The organism is Aminobacterium sp. UBA4908, from assembly GCF_002398115.1.
Taxonomy (GTDB): Bacteria; Synergistota; Synergistia; order Synergistales; family Aminobacteriaceae; genus Aminobacterium; species Aminobacterium mobile.
This window is the reverse complement of record NZ_DHCG01000009.1, coordinates 38,369-55,203: the sequence shown is the minus strand read 5'-3', so window position 1 is coordinate 55,203 and position 16,835 is coordinate 38,369. Positions and strand designations below refer to the sequence as shown.

Genomic DNA, 16,835 nt, shown 5'->3' with positions numbered 1-16,835 from the left:
AAAGAGCCCGTGTGTAAAACATAACGGGCTCTTTTTGAACGACAAGGGAGGGAATTGCAAGCGTGGACAATTTTTGGGAACCTCTCTATAGTGAAGCAGCACAAAAAATAAAACCTTCTCCTATTCGTGACATCTTCCATATTATTAGAAAACCTGGCATGATCTCTTTCGCAGGTGGAATGCCCGACCCAGAAATTTTTCCAATAGAACAGTTTTATGAAGCCTCGTCCATTATCCGAAAGCATGGGAAAGATATTCTTCAATATGGGGTTACAGAAGGATATCCTCCCCTCAAGGAGTTTCTAATTCAATGGCTCGCCCCCCGTTTGGGACGCACAATCTCCATGGAAGAGATACTTATAACTTCTGGATCTATTCAAGCAACAGACCTTCTCACCCTCTCTACTATTAATCGTGGAGATTACGTTATTACAGAAGAGCCCACTTTTCTGGGAGCCACTATTGATATGTATAATCATGGAGCTCGTTTCCTTTGTGTCCCTTGTGATAACCACGGTATGGAAGTAGACAAACTACCTGAAATCATAGATAAAGCTCATGCAAAAGGGAACCGCATTAAATATATTTATACCATTCCCAACTTCAATAATCCTTCCGGTGTTACCATGAGCTTGGAGCGGCGTAAAAAACTGATAGCTATTGCTCAAAAATACAAAATAGCCATTCTGGAGGATGATCCTTACGGTTATATCCGTTTTGAGGGAGAAAATATACCCCCTCTCTATTCTCTTGATAAGACAGGCCTCGTCATCTATGCTGGATCTTTTTCAAAAATTCTTGCGCCAGGAACGCGAGTAGCGTGGTGTTGCGGCAATAAAGACATTATTAGAAAAATGGCAGTCTTTAAACAAGGAGTAGATACATGTACGAGCGTAGTGGCTCAGGCTCTCGTTTATGAATATTGCCGATTAGGATATTTAGAGTCCTTCCTGCCTCGAATTGTAGATCATTATAGAAAAAAACGGGATTACATGGAGGACGCATTGAACGTCCACCTACCTGAAGAGACCGCTTTTTTTCATACTCCAGCTGGTGGTTTCTTCTATTGGGTTGAAACCCCCTATATATCATCGAACGACCTCTTCGAAAAGGCACTAGAAAAAAATGTAGCCTTTGTAAAAGGAGAACCTTTCTATCCCAACGGAGGAGGGGCACATCACTTACGGCTTTGTTACACATTTCCTTCCCCAGATATGATCGATGAAGGGATACGTCGGCTCGGAGTGTCTGTGAGAGAGCTTTTATAGTACCTAAAGTGGAAGATTAAAAAAAGGGCTGCTTAACAAGAAGCAGCCCTTTTTGTTGTAATATACGTATAGAAAATATTATGATCGTTTAAAACGAAGGGAGGTTATGTAACTATGCCTGAAGAAACCATCGCTGCAATCTCTACTGCCTGGGGAGAGGCTGGTATTGCTATCGTGAGACTTTCTGGTCCAAACTCTAGAATTTTAGCAGATGAAGTAGTTCAAGGCCTCATTCCTTTAGCACAAACACCCCCTCGTTTTTTGCGAAATGGCTATCTCCTCGATGAAAAAGGAGTATGCATTGATCAGGTGCTTTATTCCTGGTTTAGGTCTCCAAAAAGCTACACTGGGGAAGAAATGGTAGAAATATCCACCCATGGAGGCACTTTGGTTGCTCAAAAATGTTTAGAGCACCTCATTAAAAAAGGAGCTCGCCTAGCCGAACCTGGAGAGTTTACAAAACGCGCTTTCCTCAATGGGAAAATTGACCTTTCGCAAGCAGAGGCTGTTCTCGGTATTATTCGTTCAAAAAGTGAAGAAGCTCTTAGGGCTGCAACCCGCACTCTTCGCGGAGAACTTTCCACCTTTGCCCATGATATCTACAACGAACTGCTCTCGCTCTCCGCAAGCGTTGAGGTTGGATTGGATTTCCCTGAAGAAGACCTTCCCTATATAGACCGTAACGACGCAGAATCAGGATTTTGGATGTTACGTCAGAGCTTGGAAGATCTATTGGATCGTTGCAACACAGGGTTACTCCTCAGAGAAGGAATACGAGTAGCCCTTGTAGGTCGTCCCAATGTAGGAAAATCGTCTCTTCTTAATGCTCTGTTGAAGGAATCTCGAGCGATAGTAACAGCCATTCCAGGAACTACGAGAGATCTCATCGAAGAAGTTCTTACATACCGAGGCATTCCGATACGTTTAGTAGATACAGCAGGGATCGGTGCGCCTACAGACGAAGTTGAAGCTATAGGAGTCGCTCGAGCAGAACAAGCGATGAAAGAGGCTGATATTCGGATCTGGGTTATCGATGGAAGCGAAGCCCTTACGTCTGTAGATCTGTCTTTGGCACAGAAAATTTCCGCTACTGACCATATTGTAGTCATAAACAAAGCCGATTTACCTATGGTTGTCACAGAAGAAATAATCAACGGTATTCTGCCGGAGAGCCCCGTATTTGTTATCTCTGCACAAAAAAAGGAGGGGTTGGAATCTCTCAAAGACGCTATTGTTGCACGTATTGCAGGAGGGGGAACATTAACCTCAGGCCTCAATGCTTCCTCGCGTCAAGTCGGAGAGATCCGAAAAGCCATAGATTCGCTTGCGCGCGGGATAGAGGCGTTAGAATCTAAACTGGGAGATGATGTAATAGCATTGTGTCTTTCTGAGTGTCGGCAAGCTATGGAGCGTCTTCTCGGTCTCTCTGTAGACGATGCTCTTCTGAACAAAATTTTTAATGAATTTTGTGTAGGAAAATAGATACGCCAGAGGAAAGGGGCAATAGATTATGAAGAAAAGCGCTTCCGCCAATTATCCTATACATGACTTGATTCGAGAACGTTGGAGTCCACGCTCTTTTACAGAAGAAATTCCGTCCAAAGATAAAATATTGTCGCTTTTTGAAGCGGCACGTTGGGCACCGTCATGTTATAACGATCAGCCTTGGTTTTTTCTTGTAGCTATAAAAAATAACCATGAGTCTTTTCGCAAGATGCTCTCGTGTCTAGCTGAACAAAATAGCATATGGGCTCAAAAAGCCCCTATTTTAATCATCGCTTTGGCTCGAACAACTTTTTCATTGAATGGGAAAACAAATCGCCATGCATATCATGACGTAGGAATGGCTATTCAAAATATTGCTCTGCAAGCAACCGCTCTCGGCCTGGCAGCTCATCCTATGGCGGGTTTCTCTTCCTCTCGCGTCAAAGAACTTTATAACGTGCCTGCAGATTTTGACCCCATTACTGCTATTGCAGTAGGATTCCCTGGTTCTCCTGACGCTTTGCCAGAGGAACTACGCCAGAAAGAGCTGGAAACACGATATAGAAAAAGTCTTCAGGATTTTGTTTTTGTAGATGAGTGGGGCAAATCTATATCATAAAGAACGAAAAGGTACGCTCCTCCAGGCTCCTATTGTTTTCCTCCAGCTGGGAATCCATATCATAAAAGATAAAAGGGCCTGGTTCTACATGAACCAGGCCCTAAAAAACACAAGTTACTGACGTTTCTGAATCCACTGTGGGTAATTTTCTCCAAGAGCAGGGATACTTAAAAGATCACCGGAATCTCGAGAAAGCTTAAACTTCTGTTCTACCTCTCTTATAATGTTTTTACCTTCATCTAAAATTTCTACACGAACTTTATGTGCCTTCCCTACTACAAAAACAGAATCTCTTCCCCCTGCCTTTAACATTACAGGTTCATCCACGCTGCTTATATACACTTTTACCCACGGATAGGGCTGAAAAGACTGCTCTCCAATCGTGATAGGCTTATTATCTACAAGCAACGTATATCCTTTCCCCACGTTATAAAGTAAGAAAGAAAAAAGCACCAGAATTACCATCAGCCCTACATTAACCGTTAATCGCCTCATTATTACGCCTCCCGTCTCTTCTCCGTCGTCAGGCATTGCCGCGTAAAGCTCGTCGCGCCCGCTCCCTATCACGGTGACGTCGCCACGAGTGAAGCACAAGGGCTATAGCGATGATTCCGTAAGAAACAAAAACACGGAAGTATTCTCCCAGCTGGGCTTCTCCTATAAGATATTTCCCTGCCATAGGAGAAACAACAAACATCAAATGGAAGAGTATAACCCCTATGAATACATTAGGAATTGTGGCCTTTGAAACGCTGGCTCCCCCAACAAGCAAAGCTGCGATGGCAAACATTCCCGCTTGTTCGTGGCTATTATACGTGTTCATCGTTCCAATGTTCTGAAGGAAAATAATCTGTCCATAACAGGCAAGAACGGTAGAAATAACAATAGATATAATTCTCGTTCGCTCCACAGGAATACCCGCCGAATCAGCAACTTCCATATCCTGCCCCACAGCTCGCATATCTTGCCCTAACTTTGTCTTTCGGAACCATACTACAAAGACACAGAAAAGGGCAATAACGATAAAAGTAGCCACGGGAATCGCAACCCCACCAATAGTAATAGGGATGAGATTATCGAGACATTTCCGAATGTTTTCTAGATTCGTAACGTTACGGATGCCAAAACCTCGAGACAGCACAAGATCAGGGCTTTTAATGGGAAATACGCTGCCAAACCCATAAAGAACGATAAGCTGATAGACCCCATTCATAAAAAACCCCAAAATAAAGGACGTAACCATTTCACGTCCTTTAGCCTTGTTGAGAATAACACCACACATCCACCCTAAAAATATAGCTAGAGGGGTGGAAATAATCATAGCCAGAAGCATTCCAGGCAACCCTACTACATTCCAGTCTGTAATGAGGATAAGGCCGATCTCGCCAGCCATAGCCCCAAGGACCATTCCGAAATTGAGGCCCATCCCTGCCATAATAGGAATGAGAAGGGAAAGGACAAGAAAGGAATCTCGAGCTAGCCGAACGAGCATTTCCTGCACAAGATATTGCGTGGAAAATCTCGAAATAGGGATAGCTACGGCGCTCAATACCAAGAATATTATTGGAACTGCGTTGCTAATAAGAAAATGAGAGAGGTCGTCTCGGAAAGACGATTTTTTTGTCATCATGATTTCATTTTCACCGCCCTCGTGAGAGCATACAGAATCATGCCGTTAGAAACAATGATTCGTATAACTTCCGACATGTCCGTCTCGATTAAACTATTAATAACCGATGGCGTCATTGTCAAAATACCCTGGAACAAAATTGTCCCAACAACCACGTTAAAGATAGAGGCCTTGTTCACCGATGCTCCCCCGATAAGAATGGCAGCCACTGCGGGGAAAGCCATATAAAAAGGCCCCATGTACAACTGAATAAACCCGAAACTCTGCTCATAAATAATAATCCCTACGGCTCCTAAGACAGTGGAGAGAACGACAGAGAGAGTTCTCATTTTATCTACATCCACCCCTGATGCTTTTGCATATTCCGGGTTTGATCCTACAGTGGTCATTGCTGTTCCAATCTTTGTTTTCATAAAGAGCCACATGAGAAAACACATGAGGGCAAAAAACAGAAGCATCCCCGTGGGGCAATAAAAGAATCTTCCGATTTTAAAAGCAAAAATATCGCTGATAGCCTTACTCCAAAAGCCATCGACAGAAATGGTGGTACGTAGCCCCGTTCCAGCATACCCCCACACCATGTTGGGGCTTTTATAAGGGAGCATTAGCCACATAATACACATGAAGGCCACAGAAGAGAAACCTACATACGTAGCTATCATCATCTCTCCGCCTTTAACTCTGTTAAGGAGCTGTCCATACAACCATCCTAAGACGGCCGCAATAGGAACAGCGATAACCATTGCTATCAAAATCCCCGGAAGCCCGGTAACTCCTATTTCAATACTGGTCACTGCACCTAGAAGGCCAGCAATAATTCCTAAGGGGAGGCCAAAGTTCAAGCCACACCCAGCCTGAACCATGGGAACCATGGCTAATACCATAACACCATTCATTCCAAAACGAACCAATGTATCGCTTATAGAAGCATCGACCCGAACTCTTACAAAGGGAGCGACAACAAAGAGGACCCCTAGGAATAAGGCTATTATTACCCGTGGCCATCCAGCTTTTTCGACAAAGCTTCGCAATGTATTCATCATGCTCCCACCTTCTCCGCACCATTTTGAATAGCACCAAGCATAAGCAAACCGAACTCGGTGGACGGGCTTGTCGCAGGACGGGTTCCTGCTATTTTCCCTTCATTGACAATCGCTATCCTATCGCAAATTGAACGAAGTTCTTCAAGCTCGGAAGAAATCATAACAATAGTCGTACCTTGTTTTTGATTATATTCACGAAGGGTATCGAGAACAACTCTCTTCGCCCCCACGTCAATACCCCGCGTAGGTTCAGATACGAAAAGCAATTTAGGATTTAAAGCAAAAGCCTTCGCTAAACATATCTTCTGCTGATTACCACCAGATAGTTCTTGAACTCGCTGATGTCCGCCTGTGCACTTAATATCCAGAGACTGAATATACTCTTCAGCACATTCCGCTATAGCCTTTTCATCTCGAATTTTAACAAGCCCTCCACATACTGGCTTCAAAAATTTGTTTTGTGTCTGAAGAGCTGTGAAAATAATGTTCCACGATATGGGTTCTTCCAGCAAAAGCCCCACACCGCGACGATCTTCTGATACAGAAGCTATTCCAAGAGAAAGGGGAGAGCGAGGATCATTCAAAACGATAGCCTGTCCACCAAAAGAGACTGAGCCACCAGAAGGATACATGCCCATAATGCCGTTAGCTATGCCAAGCTTCCCCTGACCTGCCAATCCTCCGATACCAAAAATTTCCCCTTCTTTAACTGTAAAAGAAACGTCTCGGACAGTCTCTCCAGGCATATCTACCCACAGATGCTCCACATGAAGAATATCTTTACTTAATGGTTTTTCCCTTTCTTGCCGAGCAAAAGCAGATTCAATGCTTCTCCCCACCATATGAGAGGCAATCTCCATTACATTCGTCTTTTCCGGAGTTGTTTCATGTACAACTTGGCCATCTCGCAAAATTATAATTTTATTGCAAACATCGATAACTTCATGCAATCTGTGAGAAATAAAGATTATAGCAATCCCCATAGACGACAACTTTTTCATTGATGCTAAAAGTATCTCTGCTTCCGATTCTGTCAAAACAGCGGTAGGTTCATCCAGCACTAAAAGCTGCGTCTTTTCTTTATCAATTTCTCTGGCTATTTCAGTGAATTGTTTATGCCCGACAGGCATTTCCGATACGAGAGTATCTGCATCTATAACTACATTGAGTTTTTCAATAGCTTTTACAGCTCGATCTTTCATTTTAGACGTATCAAGGGTCCGAAGACGCTCCCCAAAAGACTCCACAAGAACATTGTATTTTGTAGATTCTCTATTCAAAACAATATTTTCTGCGGTAGAAAAACCTGGGATCAGGGAAAATTCCTGATGTACCATGCCTATTCCTGCCTCTAAAGCGTCAAAAGGGCTTTTGAACTGAACTTCCTGGCCGTTAATACTAACTTTTCCCTCATAGCCTCCAGTTTCTTGAATAACCGGCATTCCAAATAATATATTCATGAGGGTGGATTTGCCGGCACCATTTTCTCCGACCAACCCCAAAATTTCCCCTTTTTCAAGGGTAAAACTAATATCCTTCAGAACTCTGTTACCAAAATACGCTTTACCGATGTTTTCCATTCTCAATAAGGGCTCAGATAAAGCCATTATAGTCACCTCTTCATACTCCAAGGCCCCTCTTACAGCAGGCCTTAGGCCTTATTTTCCCCTGCTCTTATAAACAGGAAAAAGGGGAGGAATAGGGACTTCCTCCCCTTTTAGGAAAGGCTTAAGTTATATTCACGGAGCCTACTATTTGATGGTGAAGTATTTTTCAGGAACAACGACATCGGTCATACCAAGATATCCAAGACCGAACACATAGGTATCCTGATAGACGAGCACGTGATTCTTCTTCTCTACGCCGGTAGCTACATCGGTATAAAGACTTCCGTTCCATTTAGCTCCTGGTGTATATTTTCCGTAGCAATCAAAAAGCTGCTCCACATTACCCACTTCTGATGTTTTCTCAATAACTCTCTTCGCAAACTCACCAAGAGCTGCGGTAGTGGTGTAACCATAAGAGTACGCCCATGTGCCCATTCTCTTGGCACCGCCCTTATCAGCAACAGCCTTCTCTACTCTTTCAAGGATTGCCGGCCAATCGCCTTTCACATCAGAAAGCTCGATGCCCAAAGCTCCGGGATACCCCATAAGAGGTGAAGGAAGGTCGGCCTCCACAAAATAGCCGCCCTCTTCAGCAATTCTCTTCAACAAAGGTTCGGTATGAGCGTCATTGGTGCAGAAGAAAGCCGTATCTTTTCCATATTTTTCAAGCCAAGCTGGAACCTTTTCAAGAATAAACTGCTGTGCTCCTGCTACGCCAACGTCGCTCGTGGGATCTGGAGCCGTCTCAAAATGGAAACCCATCCCTAGATCTTTACAAGCCTCTTCCATAATGTTACGACGACGGGAAAGGAGCTCATAGCTCATATGGCGCGGGAAGGAAATATGAACAAATTCTTTTGCTCCCATTTTCTGGGCTGCTGCAACAATCAAGTAGCCTCGAGCAATATTGTCACAGTTAATAACTAAGTCTGCGGCAGACTCGATAACACCTGGATCTTCGTGAGCTTCACCAGCAAAAAGAAGGATGTCAGGGCGTTTCTCACGCACTCTTCGGAAAGCTTCTGTGGTTCCTGGGATAGCCTGGTTCACCACGATGGCCTTCATCAATGGGTCGTCGGCAAGACCAGCTATCTGAGCAATAGTCGTTTCCATTTCTACCATGAAGTTATCAGGGTATGTAATATGCTGGATCATGCCACCGTCGCTGACGCTTCCGTACTCTTCAATAAGACGCTCAGCGCCACGAAGGTCATCTTCCGACTGAGAAACTGTACCTGTGCAAATACCGATATGGAACTTGGCAGCTTCAGCTGGTGCTTCTGACGTTTTCTCCGCTGGAGCTTCGGCTGGTTTCTCTGCCGGCTGTTCAGCCGGTTTTTCTGCTGCCTGCTGTTGAGGTGCAGGAGCCTGCTCCTGAGGTTTGTTGCCTACAACCATCCAACCTCCAACTGCAACAAGAAGAACAATAACCAAAATGACGAGTTTCTTCATTACCCTACCCCCCACTTAATAAGTATGAATCAACTTACTTGTTTGAAGAGTATCTCATTGCTATTTTATTGTCAATGCATAGAAAAGACAAGATAATTGTTTATTAGAGAGTTATTTCTTTACTAAGGTAAATAAAAAAATAAAAAATAAACGGGAGGACAGTTGCGTCCTCCCGTGGGAAAGGGGAATATATTTTAAAATGGCACGGCCAAGCCATTCAAAAAATATAAAACTCTATCTACAGCACTTCAGCCATACCCGCCATGAGTACAACAAAAAGAAACGCTGCTCCGGCACAGGCAGAGAGTATAACCCGGTTTTTCATAGTTCCTCGAACCTCCTTTAAGCTTGAGAGAAAATCCTTTTTAACTCTGGTTATAGTATAGATAAAAAAAGCACAAATATCTTGGGGTAAAAACACAGTAAAAGATATTATTTACTGCAAATTATTGTATTTTTAGACAAAACATGCTTAAATAAAAACAAAATTCCCGTAAGGGGGAACTATCAAAATGCTTGATAAAATAGCACAAAAAATAGCTTCATCCACAGCAGAATTAATCGGGATAGATATTATTATCACCGATGAAAAGGGGATGATTATCGGGGCAAGCGATCCCAGTCGGAGAGGCACTCTTCACGAGCCATCGCTAGAGGTCATTCGAACCGGACAAAACTCTATTCAACAGGAACAAGACGTACAACACTTACAAGGGGTAAAATCTGGGGTGACTCTTCCTATAGAATTCACAGGGAAACGGATAGGAACCATAGCCCTTGCAGGAGTTCCCTCAAAAGTAACTCCGTTTGGAATGCTCGTGAAGAAACACACGGAGCTTATCCTCAGCGAAAAAATGTTTTCTGAGGTTTTCTTCCTCCGAAGCAGGGCCATCCAGAGCCTTTTAGAACAAATAGCTGCTTTTGATCCAGAAAAAGATGATGAAACTTCTCTCTTGGCTACTGCGAGAGGCCTTGGTTTTGAACTGCAAATTCCGAGAATAGCTGTCGCTATAGAACTTCTCGATGCCCGTGCCGTTATCTCTCAGGGATTAGAGATTGAAACCGTTCCTTACACACAAATGGACATTATGATGGCCATTCGAACTATTTTTAATCGCCCACAAGATATTTCTACGATGATGGATTCCGGTCGTTACGAAATCCTACGGGCAGCCAACGCTCTACTCAATGAAAAAGAAGTTGTACAGAGAACCTGGAAGGAATGCGAAAAGCTGAAGAAACTCATGGAAGGGAAAGGACTGCATGTTGTAATAGGAATTGGTTCTTTAGCTCAAGATATATCATGCTTACCAGCGTCTCATCGTGATGGATGGAAGGCAGTTACCATTGGTAAAAACATCCACTATAGACCCAGTATATACTCTATCTCCGATTTGATGCTCGAAGATTTACTGACTACTGCGAGTCGAGATATAGCGAAGCGCTATCGGGAATCCATCCTGGCCCCTTTAAAAGCAACATCAGACAGCGTTGAACTTATAAACACGTTCCGCGTTTGGTGCGAACATCGTTTCAGCCCAAGTGGAGCTGCAAAAGCTCTTAGCATTCACAAAAATACCCTTAACTATAGAATCAATAAAATAGAGTCTATGTGCAATATCGACTCTCAGAATTTTCGCGAACTTTTATCTCTTTATATAGCTATCCTTATTAATGAACTTTCTGACCGAAACACCGATCAGCTTTCCTCTCGATAGTTCACAATTCCTACTCCTATAAGAACCAAACCCCCTCCTACAAGAGTAGAAAACGAAATAGGTTCGTCTAGGAAAAACGTAGCTACAGCCACTGCTACAATTGGATTAAGATAAAGAAAGGCACCTACCTCTGAGGCAGGAAGTTTTTTCAAAGCATCATACCAAAAAACATAGGCTATAGCTGAACAGAAAACACCTAAAAAAATGACGCTATACCAACCTGACTTATCAAGTATAAAAACCTCCTGGCTCCCCTGGAAAAAGAAGGGGACTGAACAAAAAATCCATCCGGAAAGAATCACATAAAACATGGCAAGACTTGAAGACATCCTCTGTAAAATCCTACGAGATAACACAGAAAAAAGAGCCCAGGTAAACGATGAGAGGAGGACCAATCTCTCCCCCAGATTACCTACATTCCCCCACCCGCTCCACAGAGAAGATAAATGCCCTTTAGACACGATAAAAAGGACACCGAAGGCAGCCAAAAATATTCCTCCTAACTGAATAGAAGAAAGTGCTTCCCGAAGAAAAAAGGCCCCCAATAAAGCGATAAGAATAGGAGTCCCGGCAATAATCAAACCAGAGATACCTGCCGCTGCCGTTCGAAGACCCAAAGATTGGATATAGTTATGAAGAAATACGCCAAGGAACCCCAAGAAACACAGCTCTACAACTTGCCGAAAAGAGAGCGGGTGGAACCCATGCTTCACCCACAAAATTCCCCCTAAAACCACGGCTCCTATACCAAAACGAAGCCATAAAAGAGTAAGAGGAGAAACCTGAGAAACCACCATCTTGATCGCCGTAAAAGAACCTCCCCAAAAAACAACTGCAAGCAGCGCCTCCAGTCTGGCTCCCGTTCGCTCCGTCACGTTACAACCTCCTCTAAAAACTGAGAGGGTTAGTTGCTATCTGGAATTTTGCTTATTTTCTTTTCAAAACGAGCATCTAACTCCTGTTGATAAGAAAAAATATTTTTTATATATTTTGTATTATTCCCTCCACAATAAGAGGCTAGGGCCTTGGCTAAATCACCATCTGCCGAGTTGAGGTAACATGAAAAAATGTACGTTCCTACAGAGATGTTATTTTTGGGTTTCATCATTTCTGCCAAGGATTTTATATGAGAAAAGGCCTTGCCTATATTATTACGATGAACTTTCCAGTTGATCTGCATAAGTCCATACGCCGCTTTAGATCGAGCCTCATGATAAGCTCGCGATTCTTTTATAATAATTGAAGCTACAATAAAAGGGTCAACGCCAAATTGGTTGCCTGCCTCAAGAACATAATGAGCATATTTTTCAGCCCGATCTTTCTCTAGTGATCCATTTTTATCCTGAAAAAACTCAGCAATGGCCTCTTTCCGAACTTGAGCCTCCATCTCTTGTTTCGCCTGAAGCTCTCTTTGGCGCTCCATCTCTGCTGCTCTCTTCTGTTCCATCTCCATCTCTTTAAGCTCTTTTTCTTTTGCAAAAACCTCGGAAGGAATGGAAAGATACTGTCCCTCAGCATAAGAGGGCGGAGCCGTAATACCCATCAAAAGAAACAGAAGGGTAGAGAAAAAAAACACTCTTTCTGTTTTATGGAGTGTCATCCTAGCAACTCCTTTCCTTTTTCATAACATTCTCTAAAAATATTTTCTGGCAAAAAAAGCCCCCCTGTTAGCCAAGCTATGTGGGTGCCCCCAGAAGGGATGTCCTGTGTGACGAGAGGCCCCTTCAAGCTTGCTGCAGCAGAGGGTTCTATTTTGCAATCCTCAGAATCTCGTAAAAGGGTCAACAACCGATAAAGATCATCATCCTCTATCGTGTAAATACCATCAATGAGATAGCGCTCTAAACCCATAACCAGCTTGGAGGGGGATCCTACCGCTAGCCCGTCAGCTTCCGTCAACCCATCAATGCCGTAGTCAACAACTCGAACGGAGTCGTCATTTTTCAGCATTCCCAAAAGTACAGAAGGAGAATGGGTCGGCTCCACAAAGTAACATCGAGCCGCATCCCCGAAAAGGTGTTTTAACCCAAAAGTTATGCCACCAGGAGCGCCTCCCACACCGCAAGGCAAATAAACTTGGAGAGGGGTATCTTCACATATATGAATGCCCAGGCTCTCAAGCTGTGTTTGAAGGCGAAGAGCAGCTACAGCATAGCCCAAGAAAAGGTCAACAGAATTTTCATCGTCTATAAAATAGGCCCGTGGATCCCCCGCACATTGGCGCCGTCCCTCTTCTACTGCTCGAGAATAATCTTCAGTATGCTCTATAACTGTCACCCCATGTTTCCGAAGAAAATCTTTCTTCCATTGCTTAGCATCTCGAGACATATGAACGGATACTTGAAAGCCAAGGGCGGCAGAAACAATACCTATGCTCATCCCTAGATTTCCAGTGGATCCAACAGATATTTTATATTGGGAAAAGAAGTTACGGAAAGATTCATTACAAAGAACGCTGTAGTTATCAGTGATAGAAAGTATCTTTGCCTGAAAGGCAAGGTCTTCTGCATGCTTTAGGACTTCATAAATACCGCCACGCGCCTTTATAGAGCCAGCTACTTTCAGTTCGCTATCACACTTTAAAAGGAAGCGGCCTTCTATTTTCCGCCCGTAGTAGTTTTCCATATTTTTTTTAAAGGAATGGGCTTCTCGCAGAGGTGACTCAATAACCCCATTTTCCGTTTCAGGGAAGGCTTCTTTGAGGAAAGGAGCAAAACGCTGTAACCTGGCTTGAGCCTCTTGTATATGGAGAAAAGTTACAGGCAATTTTTTTAAAAGGTCAGCTGATTTTTCCTTCTCTTCGTTAAACCATGTTACAGGCTTCATTTGGAGGACATCTTGAAGTACCTGGGTCGTTTCCGGCACAACAAATCACCTCTTCCTCTTGTTTATCGAAGTATTCTAATTCAACATTGCTATACAATCAACCCGCCATTATACGGAGGTAGATGTTCGCCTTTCATGAAACCAGTAACGAAATCGCCAAGATAAGATATAAATAGGGGGTACAGCAAAAAGAGCGAGCGTACCTCCGGCTACAAGACCACCTATAGAAACAATAGCCATTGGAGCCCTATATGGCCCACCTTCCCCCAGACCTAAAGCAAGGGGAAGCATAGCTATAATTGATGTCAGATCTGCCATTACAATGGGACGAAGTCTCACCGCACACGCTTCTTGTATGGCTTTAAAAGGCTCAATACCCTCCTTTCTCCTTTTTTCACCATAATCGATGATAATAATTGCATTATTTACTACAAGGCCCACAAGCATAATCATCCCTAAAAGTCCGTAAAGAGAGACTGCCGTCCTTGTTATAAAAAGAATTGGAATAACACCAATGGCTGAAAGAGGTAGCGTTATCATTATGATAAGAGCAAAAAGATAAGATTCCAGAATAGCCGCTATCATAAGAAAGGTGAGAATGACAGACATGGCAAAAGCCGAATAAAGGTAGGCAAAATTTTCTTTAATATCTTCTACTTCTCCTGCAAATGAAAATTTATATCCTTGAGGTAGAGAAATATCTTGAACACGCTTCTGTATCTTTGAGAAAGCATCACCGACACTCCGGTTGTTTACATTAGCCGATATTGTAATAGCTCGGTTACGATCTGAGCGTAATATACTTGTGGGGCCCGTACCGTAACTAAGATCTACCACTGAGGAAAGGGGGATAAATTCTTCTCTGAACGGCAAGGGGAAATCTTGTATTTTTGCTATGGCATCGGCATGTAGAGGATCAAGAATTGTGAGGATATCATACTCCTTCCCTTCCTCCCTGAAGATGCCTGCCTTCGTACCAGTAATGTAATTTCGAACAGTATCAACCACAGCTTCTGTCGTAAGACCGAGATAGCCAAGTCGCCACGACACAGGAGAGATACGATACTCTGCCCGCCCTAACCTCCAGTTCGTGTCTACATCAACTACGTTAGAAGTTTCTTTCATAATATCAACAACTTGAAAGGCTATTATATTAAGGGTTTCTATACTTTCTCCAGAGACAATAATCTGAATAGGCTTCCCTGGGGATCCCCCTCCACTCACTGAAGCGCTAATGCTGCTTCGTACATCAGGGATAGAATTTAAGTAGCCTCGAAGTTGTTCTGCCAGCATAAAAGAGCTCGGCCGATGAGGATCGTCTGTAAGAAGCACTCTCAAACGGCTTCTATTCACTCCGGTTTCAGATCCACTTCCTCCAACAGCTACTTCTACCGCTTCTACACTAGGTAAAAAACGAAGGTATCTTTCCACTTCTCCCGTGATTTTTTCTGTATAAGTCAAGGAGGCATCCGAAGGAAGTTCTAATGTAATCTCCATTACGCCTCGATCTACCTTAGGAATAAATTCCACTCCCAAACGAGGAATTAAGAAGAGGCAAAACAAGAAAAGGCATATAAAAAAACTTATAGTGACATAAGGATATTGTAATGTTCCCTTTACAAATGAACGATGTCCTGCCTCAAATCTGTTATAAGGCCCAATCCACCAAGATGTCATTTTTCGCTCTAAAGAGGAGGGAGCTTTTTCGTAATGGACTTGAGCCATGACCATCGGGGTCAGCGTCATCGCTACCCAAAGAGAAAAGAGCGTAGAGAAAACGATAGTTATGGCAAAATCCTTCAAAAACTGGCCCGCAATGCCCTTCATAAAAATGACCGGAATAAAGACTCCAAGGTTTGTTGCTGTGGTCGAAAAAACAGATAGCGCAATTTCTTCTGTCCCCTTCTCCGCCGCATCCAAAGATGAGAAGCCAAGATCTTTGTACCTGGAAATGTTTTCGAGAACAAGAATGGAGTTATTCACTAAAATGCCAATGGAGATGGCAATACCCAAAGTACTCATCATATTCATCGTCATGTGAGTCATAAACATGGGGATAAAAGTAGAAACAACTGCTGTAGGCATAACGATACCTACTACCACTGTAAGAGAAAGACGCTGAAAAAAAAGAAACAATACAAGTCCTGTAAGAAAAATGCCCACCACCATGTCGCGAAACACATTGTGAATAGCTTCTTTGACAAAAGAAGATATGTCATCAGTAATAGTTATATCAAATCCCTCTGGTAATGAAGAGCGGAGTTCATCCAGCGTTTGTCTGATACAAGAGCTTAGATCCACTACATTACTTCCAGGTCTGGATATACAGTCGAGAAGAATGGCATCTTTCCCTCCGTACTTCGCATATCCTCTCCGTTCTTCTGTGGTATCTAGTATTCTGCTCAAATCTCCAAGGCGCACGGCAATAGCTCCTTTGAGAGAAATATAAATATTTTCTAGCTCCACAACCTTTTGAGCTTCGCCTAAAACTCGCACAGAAAATTCTTTTCGACCTTGGACAATATGGCCAGAAGGGTCGTTTCGGCTTCCCATTTGAATCGCTTCTGCTACCTTCTGGGGAGAGACTCTATATTGATAGAGCTTTATTGGGTCTAGATATACATGTATCTCGCGCTTTAAACCGCCTAGTATTTCGACTCGCGCTAACCCTTCTATTTGCGTTAAACGTCGTTGGATTTTATCTTCTACAACATCGTAAGCATATTGAGAAGGGAGGTTAGAGGTTACCGCTATAGTCATAAACGGGAAGGCATTAATATCAAATTTTTCGGTTACAGGATCCTCAGCATCTTCTGGCAATAAAGCAGAAATAGTTTTAATTTTATTAGAAACGCTGACGGTAGCATCTGAAACATTAACGTCATATTCGAACTCTATAACTACAAAGGAAACCCCCTCAAGAGAGTAGCTAAGGATACGTTTTACTCCTTCTACCTGAGCCACCGCATCCTCAACAGGTTTGCTCACAAGCAGTTCTATTTCAGAAGGTCCCGCTCCTCGATAAGTAGTGCTTACTGTGACAACCGGAATATCTACTTCTGGAACAAGAGCAACTCCAAGATTTGCGTAACTATATAGACCAAGAACGACTGCTATTAAAACTGTTACACTTGTAAAAACGGGACGGTTTATAAATATCTGTATCAATTTCATGATACCACCACCA

Annotated in this window: 13 protein-coding genes; 4 read left to right on the top strand and 9 right to left on the bottom strand. The window is 43.1% G+C overall.

Annotation, left to right across the window (positions count from 1 at the left end):
* The first annotated feature begins 62 nt into the window (after positions 1 to 62).
* The 3 genes from B4J50_RS08375 to B4J50_RS08365 all read left to right on the top strand — a co-directional run bounded on the left by B4J50_RS08375 (position 63) and on the right by B4J50_RS08365 (position 3,372).
* Positions 63 to 1,268, top strand: a complete 1,206-nt coding sequence (locus B4J50_RS08375; RefSeq protein ID WP_024822977.1) for a PLP-dependent aminotransferase family protein — start codon at positions 63 to 65, stop codon at positions 1,266 to 1,268.
* A 114-nt stretch (positions 1,269 to 1,382) separates the two neighbouring features.
* Complete coding sequence (mnmE, locus tag B4J50_RS08370) at positions 1,383 to 2,750, top strand: tRNA uridine-5-carboxymethylaminomethyl(34) synthesis GTPase MnmE (RefSeq protein WP_024822978.1); 1,368 nt, start codon at positions 1,383 to 1,385, stop codon at positions 2,748 to 2,750.
* A gap of 28 nt (positions 2,751 to 2,778) precedes the next feature.
* Positions 2,779 to 3,372, top strand: coding sequence for a nitroreductase family protein (locus tag B4J50_RS08365; protein WP_024822979.1), 594 nt, complete (start codon positions 2,779 to 2,781; stop codon positions 3,370 to 3,372).
* Between the two features lie 114 nt (positions 3,373 to 3,486).
* Here the strand turns inward: B4J50_RS08365 and B4J50_RS08360 are convergent, their stop codons facing one another.
* The 5 genes from B4J50_RS08360 to B4J50_RS08340 all read right to left on the bottom strand — a co-directional run bounded on the left by B4J50_RS08360 (position 3,487) and on the right by B4J50_RS08340 (position 9,104).
* Positions 3,487 to 3,867, bottom strand: coding sequence for a DUF6672 family protein (locus B4J50_RS08360; RefSeq protein ID WP_051461168.1), 381 nt, complete (start codon positions 3,865 to 3,867; stop codon positions 3,487 to 3,489).
* A gap of 28 nt (positions 3,868 to 3,895) precedes the next feature.
* A complete protein-coding gene (locus tag B4J50_RS08355) occupies positions 3,896 to 5,002 on the bottom strand; it encodes an ABC transporter permease (protein WP_414630721.1) in 1,107 nt (368 codons plus the stop codon).
* On the bottom strand, positions 4,999 to 6,045 hold the full coding sequence (locus B4J50_RS08350) for an ABC transporter permease subunit (RefSeq protein ID WP_024822982.1): 1,047 nt from the start codon (positions 6,043 to 6,045) through the stop codon (positions 4,999 to 5,001). The genes B4J50_RS08355 and B4J50_RS08350 overlap by 4 nt, the downstream gene beginning before the upstream one ends.
* Positions 6,042 to 7,652 (bottom strand): sugar ABC transporter ATP-binding protein, encoded by a 1,611-nt coding sequence (locus B4J50_RS08345; RefSeq protein WP_024822983.1) that lies wholly within the window; start codon positions 7,650 to 7,652, stop codon positions 6,042 to 6,044. Before B4J50_RS08345 ends, B4J50_RS08350 begins: the two co-directional genes overlap by 4 nt.
* A 144-nt stretch (positions 7,653 to 7,796) precedes the next feature.
* The gene (locus B4J50_RS08340; protein WP_024822984.1) at positions 7,797 to 9,104 is read right to left on the bottom strand and encodes a DUF3798 domain-containing protein; all 1,308 of its coding nucleotides are present in this window, start codon (positions 9,102 to 9,104) and stop codon (positions 7,797 to 7,799) included.
* 512 nt (positions 9,105 to 9,616) lie between these two features.
* On the opposite strand from B4J50_RS08340, the gene B4J50_RS08335 reads away from it, so the two are divergent.
* Entirely contained in the window at positions 9,617 to 10,822 is a 1,206-nt protein-coding gene (locus tag B4J50_RS08335) for a CdaR family transcriptional regulator (RefSeq protein ID WP_286846418.1), read from the top strand.
* On the opposite strand, the gene B4J50_RS08330 is transcribed toward B4J50_RS08335, so the two are convergent.
* From B4J50_RS08330 to B4J50_RS08315, 4 genes are all read right to left on the bottom strand, one after another.
* Positions 10,804 to 11,697 carry a DMT family transporter gene (locus B4J50_RS08330; protein ID WP_024822986.1) on the bottom strand — a complete coding sequence of 298 codons (894 nt, stop codon included), beginning with the start codon at positions 11,695 to 11,697 and terminating at the stop codon, positions 10,804 to 10,806. The two genes, B4J50_RS08335 and B4J50_RS08330, sit on opposite strands and share 19 nt — an antisense overlap.
* Before the next feature lie 29 nt (positions 11,698 to 11,726).
* Positions 11,727 to 12,422, bottom strand: a complete 696-nt coding sequence (locus tag B4J50_RS08325; RefSeq protein WP_024822987.1) for a transglycosylase SLT domain-containing protein — start codon at positions 12,420 to 12,422, stop codon at positions 11,727 to 11,729.
* On the bottom strand, positions 12,419 to 13,687 hold the full coding sequence (locus B4J50_RS08320; protein WP_286846419.1) for a D-serine ammonia-lyase: 1,269 nt from the start codon (positions 13,685 to 13,687) through the stop codon (positions 12,419 to 12,421). The genes B4J50_RS08325 and B4J50_RS08320 overlap by 4 nt, the downstream gene beginning before the upstream one ends.
* Positions 13,688 to 13,756: 69 nt before the next feature.
* Positions 13,757 to 16,822 carry an efflux RND transporter permease subunit gene (locus B4J50_RS08315; protein WP_286954074.1) on the bottom strand — a complete coding sequence of 1,022 codons (3,066 nt, stop codon included), beginning with the start codon at positions 16,820 to 16,822 and terminating at the stop codon, positions 13,757 to 13,759.
* Positions 16,823 to 16,835 lie beyond the last annotated feature (13 nt).